Raw genomic sequence first — 18,399 nt, 5'->3', positions numbered from 1 at the left:
AAAAGTAAAGGGAGTGCTGATCAACATGAAAGAGATTTCTCCAAAAGAAGTAGAGCATATGCTGAGTGACGGAGCTGACATGAATATCATCGATGTTCGGGAAGCGGAGGAAGTCGCGGAAGGTAAAATTCCGGGCGTCGTCAACATTCCTTTAGGTTTGATTGAATTCCGCAAGCAGGATCTTGATCGGTCGAAAGAGTATGTCTTAGTATGCCGTTCCGGGGGGCGCAGCGGCCGTGCAGCCGAATACTTGGAAGGTCAAGGCTATCAAGTCGTCAATATGACGGGCGGTATGCTCGCATGGGAGGGCAAAACAGAGTAACTGTGTCTATTTGAAAAAGAATGGGGTGTTAGGCACCCCCTTTTTTTTGATCTGAATCATACCCTGGGTGGTATATGTGCCCAAAAAAACAATGGAGGTTCGATGTAATATGGCAGCAATTGAAACGAATATGAGGCTGGATGCTAAGGGGCTGGCTTGCCCGATGCCCATCGTCCGCACGAAAAAAGCGATGAAGGATCTTGAAGCCGGACATGTACTGGAGGTAGTGGCAACCGACAAAGGCTCCAAGGCCGACATGCAGGCATGGGCGGAAAGCACGGGGCATCAATATCTCGGAACGATTGAAGAGGGGGATGTGCTGAAGCACTACCTTCGCAAATCATCAGGAGAAGAAACGGCAGAACGCACTTATCCGCATGTAGCGTCTAATGATCAGCTGGAGGAGAAACTTGCGTCCGGAGCGTCAATCATCGTCCTGGATGTAAGGGAAGCGGCGGAGTTTGCTTTCAAGCATATTCGCAATGCCGTATCGATTCCTCTTGGTGATCTGGATGAACGTATGGCTGAGCTGAACAAAGAGGATGAAATCTATGTCATCTGCCGTACCGGAACGCGGAGCGACCTGGCTGCGCAAAAGCTTTCAGCTAACGGCTATGCAGGCATTATAAACGTCGTACCGGGCATGAGCGGCTGGTGTGGAGAAACTGTGGGCTTGCACGATAGCGCAGATTATGATGGCTGTTGAAAAAACATGCTGAGCGCTTTTAATAGGCAGCCGGAAGGAATTTAACTTTTCAGATCCATTTGAAATTATGAGGAGGAAGGCGACATGACAGTAAGAGAAATGCAAGCGCAAGAAGTGGCCATGAAGGCGATTCGCAAAGAGAGCCTGTTCATATTGGATGTGCGGAACCCATCGGATTACGAGGACTGGAAGATTGAAGGCGAAGGAATTCAGCATTTGAATATTCCCTACTTTGATTTGATTGACGGCGTGGAAGAAATTTTGGATCGACTCCCGAAGGATCAAGAAGTGCTGGTCGTATGCGCCAAGGAAGGCTCGTCAGTGATGGTGGCTGAGATGCTGGCCGAGCACGGCCGGCATGTGGCGTATTTGAAAGGCGGTATGAAGGCCTGGAGTGAACACCTTGTTCCCCTGAAGATCGGCAGTTTGGCAGATGGAGGCACGCTTTATCAGTTTGTTCGTATAGGCAAAGGCTGCTTGTCTTATATGGCGGTATCGAACGGTGAAGCAGCATTGTTTGACGCAACCCGTATGACGGAGGTGTATCTTGAATTCGCAAAAAGCCTGAATGCAAAAATCAAGCATGTGTTTGATACCCATCTCCATGCGGACCATATTTCCGGCGGACGAATGATTGCTAAGCAGACAGGAGCCGTATACTGGCTTTCGCCAAAGGATGCCGGCGAGGTGATGTTTAAGTACGAACCGCTCAAGAACGGAAGCGAAGTGGTGATCGGCGGCAGCACAATTCACATTGAAGCGCTCCATTCTCCGGGCCATACCATCGGGTCCACCTCGTTTGTAATTGATGATCAATATTTGCTGACAGGCGATATTCTGTTTATCGATTCCATCGGCCGTCCGGATCTGGCGGGGCTGGCGGAGGATTGGGTTGGCGACTTGCGGGAAACGCTCTATGCCCGCTACACCCATCTATCGGATGATCTGACCGTGCTGCCGGCGCATTTCATGGTCATGGACGAACTGAACGAGGACGGAACCGTCGCGAAGAAACTGGGCGAGCTTTACCGGGAAAACCATGGACTCAACATCGCCGACGAGGCAGAATTCCGGACGTTGGTCACGCAGAATCTGCCGCCGCAGCCTAACAGCTATCAGGAAATACGGCAAACGAACATGGGGAAAATGAATCCGGATGCGGAGCAGCAGCGAGAGATGGAGATCGGGCCGAACCGCTGCGCGGTACGTTAATCTTGACAAATGACGATCTGATGTTAAGAGGTAGAAATATGAATTGTAAAGCGCTCATTGCAAGGGTCGCTAACAAGATCGGTCACGGATATAAACGGATGAAACAAGAGAAAAAGAGATCAAGGGAACCAGACAGGTTCCCTTTTCTAAAGAGAAATAAGGGGGCAGCACGATGGAACTAAGCATTTCCTTCATCATTACGATATTGTTAATCGGGTTCATTGGCTCTTTTATATCAGGGATGGTTGGCATTGGAGGCTCGATCATCAAATACCCGATGCTGCTGTATATCCCGCCGTTATTCGGCCTTGCGGCTTTCACGGCGCATGAAGTATCGGGCATCAGCGCCGTACAGGTATTCTTCGCCACGATCGGCGGCGTGTGGGCATACCGCAAGGGCGGATATCTGAACAAAACGCTCATTATCTATATGGGTTCGGCCATACTGCTGGGCAGCTTCATCGGCGGTTTCGGCTCCAAGATGATGAGCGAAGGCGGCATCAATCTCATCTACGGCATATTGGCGCTGATCGCGGCCATTATGATGTTCATCCCGAACAAAGGGGTGGACGATATTCCGCTGGATCAGGTCAAGTTCAATAAATGGCTGGCCGCTTCGCTGGCTCTTGTGGTCGGTATCGGAGCCGGCATCGTCGGGGCGGCCGGGGCGTTCCTGCTCGTTCCGATCATGCTGGTCGTGTTGAAAATACCGACCCGGATGACCATTGCCAGCTCGCTCGCGATCACCTTCATCTCATCCATCGGTTCGACGGTAGGGAAGCTGACGACGGGACAAGTGGATTATATCCCTGCCCTTATTATGGTTGTTGCCAGCTTGATCGCTTCTCCACTGGGAGCGGTCGCGGGGAAGAAGATGAACACGAAGATCCTGCAGATCATTCTGGCAGTTTTGATTCTGGCAACGGCCGTCAAAATTTGGCTGGACATTCTATGATGACGGACCCCAGAAATCACTCTGGTTAATCCTAACCGAGCCCAGTTGAGATCACGCGCAAAGAGGCTAATTCCCCGAACCATTCGGAAGTCCCGCTAACATCGATGCGGCAGGAATGGTAAGATGGGGATGAGCTTCAGTGTGTACAGAATGGCGTTGATTTTAAAGAAAGAGGTGCTAAAACGATGAATCCATGGAATGAGCGATTTCAGGGAGATGAATACGTGTTTGGAACGGACCCGAATGTATTTATTGCCGATATGCATAAGAAATTAGGCTTAACTGGAGACGCACTGGCTATCGCAGAGGGAGAGGGACGGAATGCGGTGTTCCTGGCCGGGGAAGGCATGAACGTTACCGTATGGGATTACGCGGAATCCGGCCTGAACAAAGCCATTCGACTGGCGGAAGCAAGCGGTGTGCAGATTCGCACGGAGCTTGTGGATCTCCACGATGCGTTGTGGAAGCAGGACCAATGGGATGAGATCATTTGCGTGTTTGGACATTTTCCCAAGGCATTGAGAACGAGGACTTTAGAAGGCGTGAAGACAGCGGTGAAGCCGGGAGGATATTTCCTCACTGAGGTATATTCACCGTACCAGATTCCTTATCGCAGCGGGGGACCGCAGGAACAGCAATTTTTATACGTGCCTGAGGATTTCCTCGAGCCCTTTGCAGATTGGCGCATAGTCCACTTTTTTATGGGAGAGGTCGTTCGTCATGAGGGCCAGGGGCATCAGGGCTTGTCCCATGTCATTCAGTTTGCGGGGCAGAAGCCGTTAAGAACATGAATGAAGACGAGCGAGGATTAAGTGAACAGCATGGAAATGTCGGACCGATCGTCTTGCTGTACATAGTCGGAGGGCGACAGGCCGGTGTGTTTTTTAAACATCCGATAAAAATAGGACGTGTCATAATAACCCAAATAGTGGGCGATATGAGCGATGGTCATGTCCGAATGAAGCAGCAGGCTGCACGCTTCCAGCACGCGCAACTGATGCATATACCGGATCGGTGAAAGACCGTACACCTCTTTGAAGAGGGCTGCAGCATAACTTGGAGAGCGATGGATTAGTTTCGCTAATCGATCGATTTCGATGGGTTCGCGGTAATGCTCCAGCAGATACGATTTGATGGTATCCGCGTAGTTTCGTTTGCTGGGTGCCAGCTCATTCTTCTCGAGCTCGCGGGCCAGCATGCCGATGAGCTCCTGCATAATGCCCTGACAGATCATGGTACGGTAGCTTTTGCCACCCCGCATTTCCTCATACAGGCGCTCACAGCGCCTGTAGACATATTGGATATGAGAGAGATTGAATTTCATGAATCGACCCGCATCCAGAAATGGAATTCCTGTGGGTTCTTGACGATCCAATGTAAAGAGAATGGTATGCTTCTGATGTGAAGTGTCCTTCCAGTTGCCTCCGCTTCGTCTCGTCGACTGAGGGATATAGAGTACGTCTTCTTGCTCGGCAATGATGTCTTCCCCGTTGATTTCGTATCTCACCTTGCCTTCTCTAACCACAACAAGGACATTGTACTCAATCGTCTCCAGCTGGGTTCGCCAATTCGGTATGTAATCATCAAAATTCACGCTCATCAATTGGATCATAGGACAACACCCCGCAGTGATTTTATACCTATAGCCTAGCACAATAATGCTTCATTTGAGTACTCATTGATTCGATTATGTGATCCTGTTATTTCAAATCGGAGTAGAATCGTACAACATAGTGACGAAATGTACATCGACTCTGCAGGGATCGCGGCCTATAATTTCAAACAAATGCAGAAAAATTGTAAACGCTGACATGTGAAGTCTTGAGAAATATCAAGTGAATTCAGATGAGGAAGGAATCGATGAGGATATGAGAGTATTATTGCTGGATTTGGATTCGACAAGGCCGGATCATTTAGGCTGTTATGGCTATCATCGGAATACGTCGCCGAATATTGACCGAATTGCGGCGGAAGGCGTGCGTTTTGACAATTACTATACCTCGGATGCTCCATGTTTTCCTTCAAGAACCGCATTAATGACAGGTAAGTTCGGCATTCATAACGGTGTCGTCGGTCATGGAGGCACGGCTGCCGATGTGCGCCATGAAGGTATCACCCGTGACTTCCGCGACAAGCTGGGGTCGGAGAGCTTTCCAGCTATATTCCGCAGGGCCGGCATGAAGACCGCCTTGATCAGTCCGTTCGGTGAACGTCATTCGGCCTGGACCTTCTACGCGGGCTTCAATGAAATGTATAATACGGGTAAGGGCGGGTTGGAGTCGGCAGAAGAAGTATCTCCGGTCGTGCTGGATTGGCTGGATCGCAACGCCGATGAAGATAACTGGATGCTCTATGTGAACTTCTGGGATCCGCACACACCGTATCGCGCACCCCAGTCGCTGGGAAATCCCTTCGAGCATGAGCCGCTTCCTGATTGGATTACCGAAGAGGTGCTTCAGGAGCATCAGAAGAAGGTCGGACCGCATGGAGTGAACGAAATTAACATGTATAATAGTGAAGTATCCCCCGATTATCCGCGTCATCCCGGAGAGATCAGGACGATGGAGGATCTGCGGACCATGGTGGATGGCTATGATTGCGGCATTCGCCATATGGACGAGCATATCGGTGCGATCTTCGAATTGCTGGAGAACAAGGGAGTAATGGATGATTTGGTTGTCATCATTACCGCGGATCATGGTGAGAACATGGGGGAGCTTGGCATTTATGGAGAACACGGAACAGCGGATCAGGGCACTTGCCGTATTCCGATGATCATTCGGGGGCCTGGCATCGTGAAGGGGGTAACGGATCGCGAGCTCCACTATCATCTGGATCTTTTGCCAACGATGGCGGAATATTTGAACGTTGCACCGGTACGTAGCTGGGATGGCATCAGTTATGCGGAGAGCCTGCGGACCGGTAACGGCGGCGGCAGGGAGTATCTGGTGGTTTCTCAATGCGCCCATGTCTGTCAGCGAAGCGTGCGATTTGGAGAATGGCTCTACATTCGAACGTATCATGACGGCTATCATCTGTTCGACAAAGAAATGCTGTTCCATATCACCGAGGATGTCCACGAGCAGTACAATCGGGCAGCTGAAAGACCGGATCTGTGCAGGGAGGCTGTATATCTTCTGAATGAATGGCATGATCATATGATGTCAACGATGCCGTATGACGTGGACCCGTTGTGGACGGTCATGAAGGAGGGGGGACCTTACCATGCCAAAGGTCATCTGCCCCGGTATATCGAGCGTTTGAAGAATACAGGCCGAGGGGAAGCGGTGCCGGAATTGATGCGTCGCCATCCGCAGGAATTCGTATAAAATATATAGTTAAAGTGAAGCAGGATAACCGCTCCGGTAGTGGTTGTCCTGTTCTCTGTATCTAGCATAGGAGGAACCGAGCATGGGAGAACAACATTCTTGCTGCGCCGGCGTGAGAGCGAAAGTACAGTTGGGAGAAGCCGATCCGAAGGATCATCAAGACAGTCTAAGTGAAGGCCAATATCATGACCAGTCTCATCTTGAGCTCCATTCCAACATGATCACGATCCCTGGAGGGACGTTTACGATGGGCACGAATTCACATGAAGGGTTCCCGCGTGACGGCGAGGGTCCGGCTCGCAGCGTAACCGTTTCCGGATTTGAAATCTCACCGTATGCCGTTACGAATGAACAGTTTCAACGGTTCGTGGAAGCTACCGGTTATGTCACGGAAGCGGAGCATTTCGGATGGTCGTTTGTATTTGAACTGCTGGCTTCGGAGGAGACCAAGGCAAGAGTTGCACAAGTTCCGCAGGAAGTGCCTTGGTGGCTGGTGGTCGAAGGCGCATACTGGGCTGCACCCGAGGGAGCGGATTCGAGCATCGAAGACCGAATGGACCACCCGGTTGTACATATATCCTGGAACGACGCGGTTGTTTATTGCCATTGGGCCGGTGTGCGGCTTCCCACAGAAGCGGAATGGGAGTATGCGGCGCGCGGCGGTTTGGAGGGCAGGACCTATCCTTGGGGAGATCTGCTGAAGCAGGACGGAGAGCATCAATGCAACATATGGCAGGGTAAATTTCCAGTTAAAAATAACGCAAGCGATGGATTTATCGGTACCGCGCCGGTAGATGCCTATAAACCGAATGGTTACGGACTATATAACATGTCCGGCAACGTATGGGAATGGTGCGGCGATTGGTTCAGCCCGACTTATCATCAAATGACCTCGGCCATCAATCCGTTCTTTGGTGAGTCTACGGGTAGAAGGTCGATGCGCGGCGGTTCGTACCTGTGCCACAGATCCTATTGCAACCGTTATCGAGTCGCGGCACGCAGCGGGAATACGCCTGACAGCTCGACGGGCAATTGCGGTTTCCGTGTGGTGAGGGAGAGAAAGTAGAATGTGAAATATGTTGTATTATGATTATGATGCACACTCAGGATTATGCGCGCCTGATAATGCATATAAATGAATAAAACGGAAAATCATCACTTGAAATGCGGAGTATAAATGAATATAATTAAGGTGTAAAGTGGAAATAAAATGAATAAACGGGAGGGTGAATGTATGGTGCAAGATCAATCAGGAATGTTTGCCGAGGAACGTCGTCAGAAAATTCTTGCTTTGCTGCATCAAGATAAACGGGTGATTGCCAAGGACTTGGCCGAGCGGTTTGAAATATCGATTGATTCGATTCGTCGGGATTTGACAATCATGGAGGAGCAAGGTTTACTCCAGAAAACGCACGGAGGCGCCATCCCCTCCATGAAAGTCAGGCAGCCGCCCTTGGCTCCGGAACAGCGGTATGGTGAAGGCTCTCCGGAAGGGCACGCCATTGCTCAATTAGCCGTTTCATACGTCCGAGAAAGAGATACCGTATTCATTGGCAGCAGCTCGCTTACCTACTTACTGCTGAAGCATCTTCCGGAGCAGATGCCCTTGACAATCGTGACCAACTGCATGCGTGTAGCGGATGCCCTGCGAGAGCGCGAATGGATTGACACTTATTTAATTGGCGGACGGGTGAAGCCTTCCGGAAATATCACGGACGTGCTGGCTAACGAATTTATTCGTCAATTTAAATTTGATATCAGTTTCGTTAGCGGAGGCGGTATTTCCGATGAGGGAATATTCGTCGCTACACCAGAAGTTGCCGCTTTTGGACGCGCGGTCTCTGCCGTATCCCGCCGCAGAATTGGCTTGGCAACGCATCGGATCCTTGGACAGGATGGTTTTGCCAGAGCTGGTGCCGTCGAAGATCTGGATGTGTTAATTACCGATCAGAAGGCAGATCAGGAGGTTATGGACCGGATTCAGGAGCTTGGCGTAAAGGTCATTGTGACGAAAACGGAAGAAGTTGCACAGACATGATGATCCATTGATATAACTTTATATAAGATAAGATTTAACAGGTAAGCGAGGTAAAATCATGATTCAGCAGCTTCTGCAAGCGAACTGGCCGGAGTGGAACGGTCAACTGGCTAAAGGTCCTACGGGTTGGAACAATACGACCCATTTTATTCATAATGAACAACGCCGTTCGGTCATGCGCATTTACAATACACATCGAGACAGGGCAAGAATCGAATTCGAGTTTGCGGTACTGGACTCGCTGCAGCGGGTGCCGCTGAGCTTTAAGATTCCGGCTCCTATTCCATCCATGTCTGGCGATAAGATGGTTCGGGTTCAGGACGGGAGTGAGCGTTACGCCTGCCTGTTTGCCTACATTGAGGGAGTACGTCCGGAAGAAGGCAGCATTCAAGCAGCGTATTCCTTCGGGGAGAAGACGGGGGAGCTGGTGAATGCCCTGGCGGTTTGTTCAATCGAAATGAAGCCGGTGTACCCGCCGTATTACGAGCTGCTTCAGTCTTATCCTGTGTGCAACGAGACGTTCATACTTGATTTTTGCATGCAGCCGCCACTGGCATTCAAGGATCAAGGAGAGGCACTCCATTTGCTAAAAGAAGCATACATCGATATATGCAGCAGCCTTGAATCGCTAAAAAATCTGCCGCAGCAGCTGGTTCATGGCGATCTGAACTTTTCGAACCTGCTGGTAGACGCAGAGCACCCGCACACGGTCACCGCTTTGCTTGATTTTGAATTTTGTACACAGGATGTAAGAGCGATGGAGCCTGCGGTCGTCATATCGGGGTTTATGGGAATGGCGGACGAGAGAGAGGCCATCAGGCGGTTTTGCGAAGGATTTGCCAATCGTGTACGGCTGAGCGCCGAGGAGATTGGTGCGATTCCGGTTCTCATGCGCTTGCGTATGGTGGATGTATTTCTTCATTTTTTGAGCCGCTATCGGGAAGGGACCGATGAGTCTCATGTGTTAGTCGAACAAGTGGATATGCTGGCTGCCGGATTTAAGCGGATGGAATACAGCCAGGAGTGGCTGGATGATATGTTGTTTCAGTGTTTGCTGTGAAAATCTCTCATGAATCGGAAAAGCCCGGCTCTCTAAGAGACCGGGCCTTTCCGATGTATTCTGGACATGCTATTTGGAAAGTAAGAGTTTCCAATCACGGTTGTTTTTTCAGCAGATTAATATGGTCCAGCTCTGTGCTGCTGTTAAAGATGAACTCCAATTTATACTCTCCCCGGTTGTAAGTGAGCTTGGTTTGTTTGATTTTCCCGGTTTTGAAAGTGGTTGTGGCATCCGGTGCAAACCAGTTCTGCTTCAGCATTTTCATGGTGATGCCGCCGATGTTGGTCTGCCGTTCCACGTTCGTGCCAAAATAACGCATCTCGCGGATTTTGTTCAGTTTATAGGAAAAGGCGTAGCCTGGATTCCCCATGTTTGCCCCGTATACATCGAAGGCATCGGCATGCTTGCCGGGCACGGAAGGCTCGCCAATGGTTTTGTACACATCCTGCTTCGTACTTTTGCCAATCGTTAAACCGCTGACGGCTCCAGGGAATTGTCCCTTTAAAGCGGGTTTATAGAAGCTGTTAAGCGTCTTGAGCGCTTGCTTCGCGGCATAATCGCCGGTATTTGCGGCCTGGGCGGCTTCTGCTTGCTGAAGCGGAAAAACAGCATGATTTACGCCGATTGCACTAACGCCGAAGACGCCTGCCATGGTCAAGGCGACGATTGCTTTTTTTGCTGGATGTTTCAAGTTCATGTTGCATCCTCTCCTTTGTAACAACTAATTACCACATGCACTGTGCATTAAACAAGTGTGTTAAACTTATCTTCCCATAATAGTGGAAGCGAAGCGGCATTGGGTTACGATTCTATGAAGATGAAATATCAGAATTGATACCCGGAGTGGATCGAGTTCTGCCCACCATGTATGTTTCATCGGGGAGAATGGGGTAATGATGCATGAGGTGATATGAATTATTGGAAAAATCGTGTAATCTATATAGAACCGACTTTTTCAGGAGGAATTATGGAAACCGAATCATTACTCAAGGTGGAGCAGCTTGCTCTCAAAAAACACAAAATTTTCAAACAAAGCCATCTTCGTTACATCGCCCGCTCCATGCTCGCCAGCATGTTTATCGGCTTCGGCGTCATTGTTGCGTTTAAGACAGGCAACTTCTTTTATCTGGAGCATTCCCCTCTGACTTACCCGATGGCCGCCATTACCTTTGGCGCGGCGATCATTCTAATCGCGTATGGGGGAGGGGATTTGTTTACGGGGAACACGTTCTACTACACGTATGCTGCTCTGCGCAAGAAACTAAGGTGGCTGGAGGTCTTCAAGCTGTGGGTCTTCAGCTACGCGGGGAATATTTTGGGGGCGTGCACGTTTGCGCTGCTGATTTTTTTGACCGGACTTTTCATGGATTCATCCGTGAACGGTTTTCTGCTTGATGTGGTTGAGCACAAAATGACCACCCCGACGGTGCAGCTGTTTTTCAGGGCTATTCTCTGTAACTGGCTCGTGTGCCTTGCCTTTTTTATCCCGATGTCATTGAAGGGCGACGGGGCCAAAATGTTTGCCATGATGCTGTTTGTATTCTGCTTCTTCATTTCAGGATACGAGCACAGCGTTGCCAATATGTGCACCTTTGCCATTGCGCTCGTGCTGAATCATCCCGGCACGATTTCATTGGAAGGCGTACTGCATAACCTGATTCCGGTAACGATTGGCAATTTGATTGGCGGCGTGCTGCTGATGGGTTTTATGTATTATTTTGTGAACAAACCGTTTCTGGATGCCAAGGAATCCCCGGGTGAATAAAACTTCGGCGGTTTATGCACAACCTCTAACGCAAATGAAGTTAGTACTTTAATAATGAGTACACCCGCGTATCGTGCGCCACGCCATTTTGATATATATACTGGCGAAGAATACCTTCCACTTCAAAACCGAGTTTGGTCAGCAGGGCGTGAGAAGCCTGGTTGTCGATAAAAACAACGGCACCGATGCGGGTCAAGCCAAGCACTTGAAAACCGTATGCGATAACGGCGGAGGCGGCTTCGCTTGCATAACCTTGCCCCCAGAATTCAGGATGTAATTCATATCCGATCTCGGCCCTCTTATGCCGCGGGGACCATACGTTATACCCAATCGTGCCGATGAGGCCCTGCGCATCTTTCCGTTCGATGCCCCATCGAATTCCGCGTTTCTCCCTGTAATTGTTAGCGAAGAGCTCAACGAATTGGAGAGCCTGCTCGATGGTGGTCAGTGTGTCTTGTCCGTAATAGCGAGTCACGTCATCATTCGAGAAGCAGTTGTAGATAGCCCCGGCATCCTGATTCTGAATCTCCCGCAGCCTTAATCGTTGGGTCTCTAGTATTGGAAACATGTTCATCCTCCCAAGTAAATAATAAAATATTATATAACAACGGGCTGGCCTTAAAAGGACCAGCCCATTTAAATTGCATTCATTTTAATGTTAGTCGTCCGCTTTAGGATTGCCCAGCACTTATCGTATCGGAATCCGACTTAAACTGCCTCCGTCTGCAAATAAACGCTTGATGCTGCGTTCGACCTCTTCATCCGGTATTAATGGCGGGGCCTGATGCGGCTTCGTACGGGCATCGATAATGACCGTATCACAGCCCCAATGCTTGTGCTCATAGCGGCTGTTCACACCGTGAATGTCATGGGAAGGATTGCTGCGCGTAAAGGTTGCCCACAGAAAATTATTCACGGTCGCACTCATGAATTCACTGTCATCGCACAGAATGATCATCGGACAAGACGGGAGCGAACCTCGCTCGCGAATTGCATCGCTTAGGCTAGCCATTTCCTGCTCCACTTCGGCATAACTCGCAAAAGGGACTCCCTGGATCGCAACAATGCCGGGCATGATCCATTTTGCTGGCGTGTATCCCGGGAGATCCTTTAGGGCTTCAGGCACCTCATGGCACAAATCCCTTTTTTTATCCCCGACTGCCGCGAATACGACCTTGCTGCCGGTGTTGAGTCCGGTCCCAGAATAATCGAGTGTATCGATCGTGGTATTGGTCTGAAAATGGATGTCCCGCTGCAGATCGATGCGTTCCAATATATAGGTCAAGAAGTCCTCGATGCGATGTGTGCTTAAAGGCTCTTTCTCTTCCGCCGCGATGAACAAATACTTGGCTAAGCTTAATTGACCCGTGCCCAGTATCCGATTGGCAATCGTGAGAAGCTCAGCCGGTTGTTTTACTTGTTGATAAGGGGTATATCGTTCGCTGCCGATGGCAAAGAGCAAGGGGTGTACTCCTGCAGCGTCCACTGCATGCACCTCTTTGACACCCGGGATTTCTTGCCGGATGGCACCGCCGGTCAGTTCATGAATCAGTTCGCCGAAGGACGTATCTTCCTGAGGCGGTCTTCCGACTACCGTAAATGGATAGATTGCCTGCTGTTTGGCGTAAACCTTGTGCACGCGCATGACGGGAAACGGATGGACCAGGCTGTAATAGCCCAGATGATCGCCAAAAGGTCCCTCGGGCTTGGTTTCGCCGGGATGGATCTCCCCTGTTATGACGAAATCCGCATCGTGGCTAATGCAGTAGCCGTCAACATAGCTGTACCGGAAATGGCGTCCGGACAGCAAGCCGGCAAAGGTTAGTTCGCTCATGCCTTCCGGCAGCGGCATAACCGCTGAAATCGTATGGGCAGGGGGGCCCCCGATGAAACAGCTTACTTTAAGCGGCTGCCCCAATTTATTAGCCTTCGCTTGATGAATGCCGATGCCCCGGTGGATCTGGTAATGGATGCCGACTTCCTTGTTCGTTTCATATTCGTTGCCTGTCAGCTGCACCCGGTACATGCCCAGATTGGAATTCATGACGCCGGGCTTCTCCGGATCTTCCGAATAGACTTGAGGCAGCGTGACAAAAGCACCGCCATCGTCCTTCCAGTGTTTAATTAGCGGCATATCAGAAATTTGGATTTCCTGAAACCCAGGCGGCAGAGCCCCCGTTTTTTTGATAGGTAACGCGGTTTTGGCTGCTAATCCTGTCCCGACATATTTGAACGGATTTTTGAGCGCCTTCATCGGATCGTTGCGCAGCGCAATGACGTCTTGCGTGGATGCAAAGGTATCCCGAAAAATGAATTTACTACGCTCGATCGTCCCGAACAGGTTGGAGACCGCACGGAACCTCGAACCTTTTACATTTTCAAACAGCAGTGCCGGGCCGCCTGCAGCATAGACCTTCATATGTATGGCTGCCATTTCCAAATGAGGATCAACCTCTTCATGTATACGAACCAAATGCCCATGTTTCTCCAGATCCATAATGCATTCTTCCAGATTATGATATTTCATTACATAGCTCCAATCCCTTGAAGATAGTGAACTTATTCTACTATCTACTATTATCGACAATCTCACAGCACAGGTCAATGACACCCGATATAGACTGGAAGAATGGGAAACGGATCTTGATAGAGTGCGGGGCAGGATTCATGCCCGTTGTTCTGCGCCCCCATAATGATCGACAGCGAAGCTGAACAATACTTTCAGCATAAACAGGGTGCCGGCCAATAACATGTAGGGCTGGATGTTGGACAGCAAGAACGTACCCCCTATGCCGATCGATAGGAGCAAGCCTCCTATAAAATGCTGCGATGATTTCCCGATCAGCGCATTCACGATCATAGCTCCAGCGATGGTATATGCCCATATCCCCACCGCATACACCATGTTGGTATCCAGCAATACGGCGACCAGGAGAATATGAACATGAATGGCGATGAACACAATCCGCTGTTTTTTACGGGCTGCATAGAAATTACTGGTCGAGCGGGTGAAGTTGGCGATACAGCCGCAGAAAATATCGAAAATAAGCAATAAAGCAAGGATACCTCGCCATAAAGGCAAAGAATGCAGGATATCCGGAAAAACAAGGCTTACCGCTAGGGTCAGACATCCGCCGAACGCCAAGATGACAAGAATCGTGCCAACGGATTGCTGTTCACCGAAAACCTCATGCAGAATCGAAGGAATCTTTATTGCTTTCATTTCTTACCGCCCTCATTTCTTCGTAATTTAATTTGAAGTTATGTAGTAAATAGAGCGATGTACTACAAAGATAGTATAACTTCGAGTAGGTGAATGTCAATTGTTTTGTAGTGAGAATATTGAATCACTCTAAAACTTGGTTTATACTTCATTTGAGGTGGAGAACACATGAACGGGTATGAACGCAGAAAGCATAAAAAAATGGAACAAATCTACGCTGTCGCTTTCCAGCTTTTTTCAAGGCACGGTTACCAAAAGGTTAGCGTCAACGAAATCGCCCAACAGGCAGGCGTGTCGCCTGCAACGATATATAACTATTTTGGAACCAAAGATCAGCTCTATATGGATATGATCATGGACTGGACGGACAAGCAGTTGGCGGTGTATGAGCGCATTTTGGATTCCGCGCGCTCATTTGCCGAGAAGACCCAAGAAATCATGCTGTTGGAGGCTAAAAATCTGACCTTTTTATCGGAAGAGTTTCGGAATTTCCAAACCTCCGAGGAGCGCGGCATAAGTCAGACCATCCAGCAGTATAGCGAGGAGAAGGTGAAAGATTTTTTCATGAAGTATGTCGCGCTGGGGAAACAAGAAGGGTATATTCATAAGGATCAAACCGAAGAGGTAACGATGCTGTACTTCTCGATGTTCATGCATGAGCTGGGGCGACGGTGGGATTCGGGGAGCCGGGAATATGCCAACGGCAGCATGGAAACCTTGATGGAGCTTTTCTTTTATGGTTTAGCCGGACAAAAACATGAAGGCAGTTGATATCGAGGGGGGAGCGGTTGAATAACTCTGAGAAGGAATTTATTCGGCGCTGGGTCGATGACTAGAAAGGAGCCGTACATGAACGAATTCACGAAAGCGCAAATCGTTGATCTGGTGACAAGACTGTATAATGGGGAAGGCAGCGAGGAAGAGGTGGGGGAATGGATCGAATTGCTGCAGCGGAATGTTCCCCACCCCGACATTAGCAATTTGATTTTTTGGCCGGAAAAAGATCTGACACCTGAGGAAATCGTTGAAAAGGCATTGAATTATAAACCAATCGTACTATGAGCTCGTTGATGATCGTGCATTTGGTGTCTCGGCTGTACGCGAGTAGGGGATATCATATGTACGAACTTATCTCAGGTAATCAAAAAAGCGGCCGCTTCGCATATTAGCGAAGCGGCTGCTTTATCGATAGATGGTATTATTGCTGAACGATTGCGATAATTTCGTCTTCCAGCTCAAGTCGTACTTGCTCACTGTAAGCGCGGATATTGTACTCGGAGTACAGGTAGCGGAGAATTGCTTCGATGAGGTTAGCCTCAATCAAATATTGCGTTCTTCCGCCGACCCATACTTCAGCTGTATATCCGGTATCTTCGTCCCAGCTAAGCTCAAGCGATACATCGGTTGGTTTGACGCCTCTGCGTTCCGCCTGATGAAGGCAGACCGCATTGACGATTTCGTCCATGCTTAGAACCATGGATTAGTACCGATTGTTGTTATTGTTGTTGTCGCGAGGATCGTTTTGTTTACGGCGATTCTTCACGGAGCGTACAACAGCCATAACGATCATAATCAAAGCCCAGATTGCTATCAGGTTAATGAGCAATCCCATGATTTCGCCCATGAAGCCCATGCCGGCGAACATGCTGCCGAAGAGCAAACCGGCCAGACCACCGATCATAAGTCCTTTCATCAAGCTGCCGCCGCTGAAAAATCCTGGTTTTTTCGTGTTGCCGGCTGCCCCTGTATTGGAACGGTTGTTCGTTTGTTGAACATTATTAGTATCCTTTTTCGGAGTGCTGTTGTATGACTTGGTCCCGGATTTGAAACCTCCGCCACCTCTTCTGGCATCTGCGGAATCAGGCGTCAGCGCTACAAAGAACAGTGTAATCGCTACAAGAATTGTCAATACTTTTTTCATCGTGTTCTGTCGAACCTCCCAGTAAATTTAGAGTAATAAAGAGTAATACGGACGAGTCACGATAAGGTTTCAAAATTTGAGCGACCATGTTTTGAGGCTGCTGTATGCTGCTGCTGTCTCAGTAATTCCAGTACCCAATCACACCATTTCAGCTCGGTTTCAGCCATCATCAGCCCTTTGGTAGCGAGTACATAATTGCTGAAAGCCTTGCTTCCAATCTCGCGGGTATCCTCCGGAATTCCCTCTAAAATCTGCTCATAATAACGTTTTTTCTCCAGATACCCGATTCTGCGGTCCTCGAAAATATCGACGGCGATGCCGATCTCCGTCAGCCACAAGCAAAAGGTTCGAAGAGAAAGTTCATCCTTGGTGACTGCAGGCGCGATCGGTTGGTACATCCATTCACGCAGCTTCTGCATGCCTTTTTCTGTAATCGCATAAATTTTCTTGTCCGGTTTATCACTTTGCTGAACCCAATGCGAGGACAATAGCTGTTTCTCCTCCATGCTGGACAGCAGGGGATAGATTTGACTGTGTTTGGCCTGCCAAAAGGGCTGTATTCGAAGCATCAAATCGTATCCTGATGATTCTCTTCTTGCTAGTAATCCTAACAAGCCGTATGACAACGTATTCATGGACATAACTCCCTTTGAAACGCATATCGTGGACGCTAAGGCGTGGATGGTCATCCGCCTATCGGTCCGGTTGATAAAAAGTGTACACTGAAACTGTATGGTTTGACAACTGGGGGAGGGGGCTTTCTCTCTGCTTTTGGCAAAATTGTGACTAAAAAAGCACAAACGCGTAAGCGTTTGTGCTTCCATTTGACTTTGAATGATTTATTGGTTCTCGTATCCTTCTACGACGAGATCAAGCGCGCCGGTGTTAGGGTCGATGACCATGCCATGAACGGGAACGTTTGGAGGAAGAAGCGGGTGGTTTTTGATCAGGCTCACCGTATTTTTTACGCCGTCCGTAATGTTATCGAAACCGCGAAGCCATTTGGATAACCGGATGCCGGAGTTTTCCAGCGTGGATAACACTTCGTCGGATATGCCGCGGTCTCTCATATGCTGGATCATATCATCCGCGTTCAAGGAAGCCATGCCGCATTCGTAGTGACCCACAACGATGACTTCTTCGGCGTGCAGCTCGTACAGTGCAACCATGACGCTTCGCATAACACTTCCGAAGGGCTGTGAAATGATCGCGCCGGCGTTTTTAATGATTTTGACGTCGCCATTTTTGAAATTCATCGCTTTAGGGAGCAGTTCAACCAATCGTGTATCCATACAAGTAATAATGACGAGTTTCTTCTCAGGAAAACGCCCTGTCAGGTAGGATTCGTACTCTTTATTCTCTACAAAGCAGCGATTGTGTTCCAGTATGCTGTTAAGGTGTTTTTCCATCGATTTTCTCTCCTTTGTATCTATAATTTATTTGTTGTAGTTACGCTCTGGCATCTAATACTTGAATATTGGTGCCATAGTTCTGTCCGCTGCTGTCCAGCCGGAAGGAGTAAGTGGCTGGATCTGCATCGAGCCTCATCTTCTCTTCGAAAAAAACGGCCTGCTTGCGGTTTACGATAAACGGCACCGGGCTGCCTGTCTCGACAGCGATATCTTCCGTCGTCGGCTCATCTACAATACGCAGGCTTGGGACGCCGTTGACGGCACATCCGCATCCCTCCGTGTCATAGATCAGCCTGATTACGCCCGGCTTGTCCCCAAGCTTGTCCTTCAGCTTCAGCTCGGCTTGCCGGGTGAGTTGAATATTCACGGCCTCCTGACACTCCTTTATATGTATATTGTTATTTATTCTTTCTGGAAGTTGATTATATACCTTGTAAAACGTATCATCAATAGAGT

Annotated in this window: 22 protein-coding genes; 12 read left to right on the top strand and 10 right to left on the bottom strand. The window is 49.2% G+C overall.

Going from position 1 to position 18,399, the window contains the following annotated elements:
* Window positions 1–25 precede the first annotated feature (25 nt).
* The 5 genes from ACPV3A_RS04870 to ACPV3A_RS04850 all read left to right on the top strand — a co-directional run bounded on the left by ACPV3A_RS04870 (window position 26) and on the right by ACPV3A_RS04850 (window position 3,986).
* Window positions 26–322 (top strand): rhodanese-like domain-containing protein, encoded by a 297-nt coding sequence (locus tag ACPV3A_RS04870; protein ID WP_426198361.1) that lies wholly within the window; start codon window positions 26–28, stop codon window positions 320–322.
* Between the two features lie 109 nt (window positions 323–431).
* Entirely contained in the window at window positions 432–1,028 is a 597-nt protein-coding gene (locus ACPV3A_RS04865; RefSeq protein ID WP_426198360.1) for a sulfurtransferase TusA family protein, read from the top strand.
* An 84-nt stretch (window positions 1,029–1,112) separates the two neighbouring features.
* Window positions 1,113–2,240: an MBL fold metallo-hydrolase gene (locus ACPV3A_RS04860; RefSeq protein WP_426198359.1), complete on the top strand. Its 1,128-nt coding sequence runs from the start codon at window positions 1,113–1,115 to the stop codon at window positions 2,238–2,240.
* A 172-nt stretch (window positions 2,241–2,412) separates the two neighbouring features.
* On the top strand, window positions 2,413–3,195 hold the full coding sequence (locus ACPV3A_RS04855; RefSeq protein ID WP_426198358.1) for a sulfite exporter TauE/SafE family protein: 783 nt from the start codon (window positions 2,413–2,415) through the stop codon (window positions 3,193–3,195).
* A gap of 185 nt (window positions 3,196–3,380) precedes the next feature.
* Window positions 3,381–3,986: a class I SAM-dependent methyltransferase gene (locus tag ACPV3A_RS04850; protein ID WP_426198357.1), complete on the top strand. Its 606-nt coding sequence runs from the start codon at window positions 3,381–3,383 to the stop codon at window positions 3,984–3,986.
* Window positions 3,987–4,003: 17 nt separating this feature from the next.
* Here ACPV3A_RS04850 and ACPV3A_RS04845 read toward each other — a convergent pair whose 3' ends face one another.
* Entirely contained in the window at window positions 4,004–4,807 is an 804-nt protein-coding gene (locus tag ACPV3A_RS04845) for a helix-turn-helix domain-containing protein (protein WP_426198356.1), read from the bottom strand.
* Between the two features lie 256 nt (window positions 4,808–5,063).
* Between ACPV3A_RS04845 and ACPV3A_RS04840 the strand changes: the two genes are divergently transcribed.
* The 4 genes from ACPV3A_RS04840 to ACPV3A_RS04825 all read left to right on the top strand — a co-directional run bounded on the left by ACPV3A_RS04840 (window position 5,064) and on the right by ACPV3A_RS04825 (window position 9,622).
* The gene (locus ACPV3A_RS04840) at window positions 5,064–6,524 is read left to right on the top strand and encodes a sulfatase (protein WP_426198355.1); all 1,461 of its coding nucleotides are present in this window, start codon (window positions 5,064–5,066) and stop codon (window positions 6,522–6,524) included.
* Between the two features lie 82 nt (window positions 6,525–6,606).
* The gene (locus tag ACPV3A_RS04835) at window positions 6,607–7,590 is read left to right on the top strand and encodes a formylglycine-generating enzyme family protein (RefSeq protein ID WP_426198354.1); all 984 of its coding nucleotides are present in this window, start codon (window positions 6,607–6,609) and stop codon (window positions 7,588–7,590) included.
* Window positions 7,591–7,779: 189 nt separating this feature from the next.
* Window positions 7,780–8,562, top strand: a complete 783-nt coding sequence (locus ACPV3A_RS04830) for a DeoR/GlpR family DNA-binding transcription regulator (RefSeq protein WP_426198544.1) — start codon at window positions 7,780–7,782, stop codon at window positions 8,560–8,562.
* A 58-nt stretch (window positions 8,563–8,620) separates the two neighbouring features.
* Window positions 8,621–9,622, top strand: coding sequence for a phosphotransferase (locus ACPV3A_RS04825; protein WP_426198353.1), 1,002 nt, complete (start codon window positions 8,621–8,623; stop codon window positions 9,620–9,622).
* Between the two features lie 94 nt (window positions 9,623–9,716).
* Here the strand turns inward: ACPV3A_RS04825 and ACPV3A_RS04820 are convergent, their stop codons facing one another.
* The gene (locus tag ACPV3A_RS04820) at window positions 9,717–10,319 is read right to left on the bottom strand and encodes a YjgB family protein (RefSeq protein WP_426198352.1); all 603 of its coding nucleotides are present in this window, start codon (window positions 10,317–10,319) and stop codon (window positions 9,717–9,719) included.
* 270 nt (window positions 10,320–10,589) lie between these two features.
* Between ACPV3A_RS04820 and ACPV3A_RS04815 the strand changes: the two genes are divergently transcribed.
* The gene (locus tag ACPV3A_RS04815) at window positions 10,590–11,387 is read left to right on the top strand and encodes a formate/nitrite transporter family protein (protein WP_426198351.1); all 798 of its coding nucleotides are present in this window, start codon (window positions 10,590–10,592) and stop codon (window positions 11,385–11,387) included.
* A gap of 40 nt (window positions 11,388–11,427) precedes the next feature.
* On the opposite strand, the gene ACPV3A_RS04810 is transcribed toward ACPV3A_RS04815, so the two are convergent.
* The 3 genes from ACPV3A_RS04810 to ACPV3A_RS04800 all read right to left on the bottom strand — a co-directional run bounded on the left by ACPV3A_RS04810 (window position 11,428) and on the right by ACPV3A_RS04800 (window position 14,610).
* Window positions 11,428–11,955, bottom strand: coding sequence for a GNAT family N-acetyltransferase (locus ACPV3A_RS04810; protein WP_426198350.1), 528 nt, complete (start codon window positions 11,953–11,955; stop codon window positions 11,428–11,430).
* Window positions 11,956–12,075: 120 nt separating this feature from the next.
* A complete protein-coding gene (locus ACPV3A_RS04805; RefSeq protein ID WP_426198349.1) occupies window positions 12,076–13,914 on the bottom strand; it encodes a UbiD family decarboxylase in 1,839 nt (612 codons plus the stop codon).
* Between the two features lie 138 nt (window positions 13,915–14,052).
* Window positions 14,053–14,610 (bottom strand): hypothetical protein, encoded by a 558-nt coding sequence (locus tag ACPV3A_RS04800; protein WP_426198348.1) that lies wholly within the window; start codon window positions 14,608–14,610, stop codon window positions 14,053–14,055.
* A gap of 168 nt (window positions 14,611–14,778) precedes the next feature.
* Between ACPV3A_RS04800 and ACPV3A_RS04795 the strand changes: the two genes are divergently transcribed.
* Complete coding sequence (locus tag ACPV3A_RS04795; RefSeq protein WP_426198347.1) at window positions 14,779–15,381, top strand: TetR/AcrR family transcriptional regulator; 603 nt, start codon at window positions 14,779–14,781, stop codon at window positions 15,379–15,381.
* 78 nt (window positions 15,382–15,459) lie between these two features.
* A complete protein-coding gene (locus ACPV3A_RS04790) occupies window positions 15,460–15,672 on the top strand; it encodes a bacteriocin immunity protein (protein ID WP_426198346.1) in 213 nt (70 codons plus the stop codon).
* Window positions 15,673–15,808: 136 nt separating this feature from the next.
* On the opposite strand, the gene ACPV3A_RS04785 is transcribed toward ACPV3A_RS04790, so the two are convergent.
* The 5 genes from ACPV3A_RS04785 to ACPV3A_RS04765 all read right to left on the bottom strand — a co-directional run bounded on the left by ACPV3A_RS04785 (window position 15,809) and on the right by ACPV3A_RS04765 (window position 18,310).
* Window positions 15,809–16,087, bottom strand: a complete 279-nt coding sequence (locus ACPV3A_RS04785; protein ID WP_071218258.1) for a YxcD family protein — start codon at window positions 16,085–16,087, stop codon at window positions 15,809–15,811.
* 3 nt (window positions 16,088–16,090) lie between these two features.
* Entirely contained in the window at window positions 16,091–16,531 is a 441-nt protein-coding gene (locus ACPV3A_RS04780; RefSeq protein ID WP_426198345.1) for a hypothetical protein, read from the bottom strand.
* A gap of 56 nt (window positions 16,532–16,587) precedes the next feature.
* Complete coding sequence (locus tag ACPV3A_RS04775) at window positions 16,588–17,166, bottom strand: PadR family transcriptional regulator (protein ID WP_426198344.1); 579 nt, start codon at window positions 17,164–17,166, stop codon at window positions 16,588–16,590.
* A gap of 204 nt (window positions 17,167–17,370) precedes the next feature.
* Window positions 17,371–17,940: a beta-class carbonic anhydrase gene (locus tag ACPV3A_RS04770; RefSeq protein WP_426198343.1), complete on the bottom strand. Its 570-nt coding sequence runs from the start codon at window positions 17,938–17,940 to the stop codon at window positions 17,371–17,373.
* A gap of 40 nt (window positions 17,941–17,980) precedes the next feature.
* On the bottom strand, window positions 17,981–18,310 hold the full coding sequence (locus ACPV3A_RS04765; RefSeq protein ID WP_426198342.1) for an iron-sulfur cluster biosynthesis family protein: 330 nt from the start codon (window positions 18,308–18,310) through the stop codon (window positions 17,981–17,983).
* Window positions 18,311–18,399: the final 89 nt, after the last annotated feature.

Origin of the sequence: Paenibacillus sp. Dod16 (genome assembly GCF_049893405.1) — a bacterium.
Taxonomy (GTDB): Bacteria; Bacillota; Bacilli; order Paenibacillales; family Paenibacillaceae; genus Paenibacillus_AQ.
The sequence above is the reverse complement of the archived record's forward strand: the minus strand, read 5'-3'. Positions and strand labels throughout refer to the sequence as shown.

What these genes read in the sequence shown, in the direction of transcription:
- ACPV3A_RS04870 (WP_426198361.1), top strand. Translation starts at nt 26, where the DNA reads ATGAAAGAGATTTCTCCAAAAGAAGTAGAGCATATGCTGAGTGACGGA.
- ACPV3A_RS04865 (WP_426198360.1), top strand. Translation starts at nt 432, where the DNA reads ATGGCAGCAATTGAAACGAATATGAGGCTGGATGCTAAGGGGCTGGCT.
- ACPV3A_RS04860 (WP_426198359.1), top strand. Translation starts at nt 1,113, where the DNA reads ATGACAGTAAGAGAAATGCAAGCGCAAGAAGTGGCCATGAAGGCGATT.
- ACPV3A_RS04855 (WP_426198358.1), top strand. Translation starts at nt 2,413, where the DNA reads ATGGAACTAAGCATTTCCTTCATCATTACGATATTGTTAATCGGGTTC.
- ACPV3A_RS04850 (WP_426198357.1), top strand. Translation starts at nt 3,381, where the DNA reads ATGAATCCATGGAATGAGCGATTTCAGGGAGATGAATACGTGTTTGGA.
- ACPV3A_RS04845 (WP_426198356.1), bottom strand. Translation starts at nt 4,807, where the DNA reads ATGATCCAATTGATGAGCGTGAATTTTGATGATTACATACCGAATTGG.
- ACPV3A_RS04840 (WP_426198355.1), top strand. Translation starts at nt 5,064, where the DNA reads ATGAGAGTATTATTGCTGGATTTGGATTCGACAAGGCCGGATCATTTA.
- ACPV3A_RS04835 (WP_426198354.1), top strand. Translation starts at nt 6,607, where the DNA reads ATGGGAGAACAACATTCTTGCTGCGCCGGCGTGAGAGCGAAAGTACAG.
- ACPV3A_RS04830 (WP_426198544.1), top strand. Translation starts at nt 7,780, where the DNA reads ATGTTTGCCGAGGAACGTCGTCAGAAAATTCTTGCTTTGCTGCATCAA.
- ACPV3A_RS04825 (WP_426198353.1), top strand. Translation starts at nt 8,621, where the DNA reads ATGATTCAGCAGCTTCTGCAAGCGAACTGGCCGGAGTGGAACGGTCAA.
- ACPV3A_RS04820 (WP_426198352.1), bottom strand. Translation starts at nt 10,319, where the DNA reads ATGAACTTGAAACATCCAGCAAAAAAAGCAATCGTCGCCTTGACCATG.
- ACPV3A_RS04815 (WP_426198351.1), top strand. Translation starts at nt 10,590, where the DNA reads ATGGAAACCGAATCATTACTCAAGGTGGAGCAGCTTGCTCTCAAAAAA.
- ACPV3A_RS04810 (WP_426198350.1), bottom strand. Translation starts at nt 11,955, where the DNA reads ATGTTTCCAATACTAGAGACCCAACGATTAAGGCTGCGGGAGATTCAG.
- ACPV3A_RS04805 (WP_426198349.1), bottom strand. Translation starts at nt 13,914, where the DNA reads ATGAAATATCATAATCTGGAAGAATGCATTATGGATCTGGAGAAACAT.
- ACPV3A_RS04800 (WP_426198348.1), bottom strand. Translation starts at nt 14,610, where the DNA reads ATGAAAGCAATAAAGATTCCTTCGATTCTGCATGAGGTTTTCGGTGAA.
- ACPV3A_RS04795 (WP_426198347.1), top strand. Translation starts at nt 14,779, where the DNA reads ATGAACGGGTATGAACGCAGAAAGCATAAAAAAATGGAACAAATCTAC.
- ACPV3A_RS04790 (WP_426198346.1), top strand. Translation starts at nt 15,460, where the DNA reads ATGAACGAATTCACGAAAGCGCAAATCGTTGATCTGGTGACAAGACTG.
- ACPV3A_RS04785 (WP_071218258.1), bottom strand. Translation starts at nt 16,087, where the DNA reads ATGGTTCTAAGCATGGACGAAATCGTCAATGCGGTCTGCCTTCATCAG.
- ACPV3A_RS04780 (WP_426198345.1), bottom strand. Translation starts at nt 16,531, where the DNA reads ATGAAAAAAGTATTGACAATTCTTGTAGCGATTACACTGTTCTTTGTA.
- ACPV3A_RS04775 (WP_426198344.1), bottom strand. Translation starts at nt 17,166, where the DNA reads ATGAATACGTTGTCATACGGCTTGTTAGGATTACTAGCAAGAAGAGAA.
- ACPV3A_RS04770 (WP_426198343.1), bottom strand. Translation starts at nt 17,940, where the DNA reads ATGGAAAAACACCTTAACAGCATACTGGAACACAATCGCTGCTTTGTA.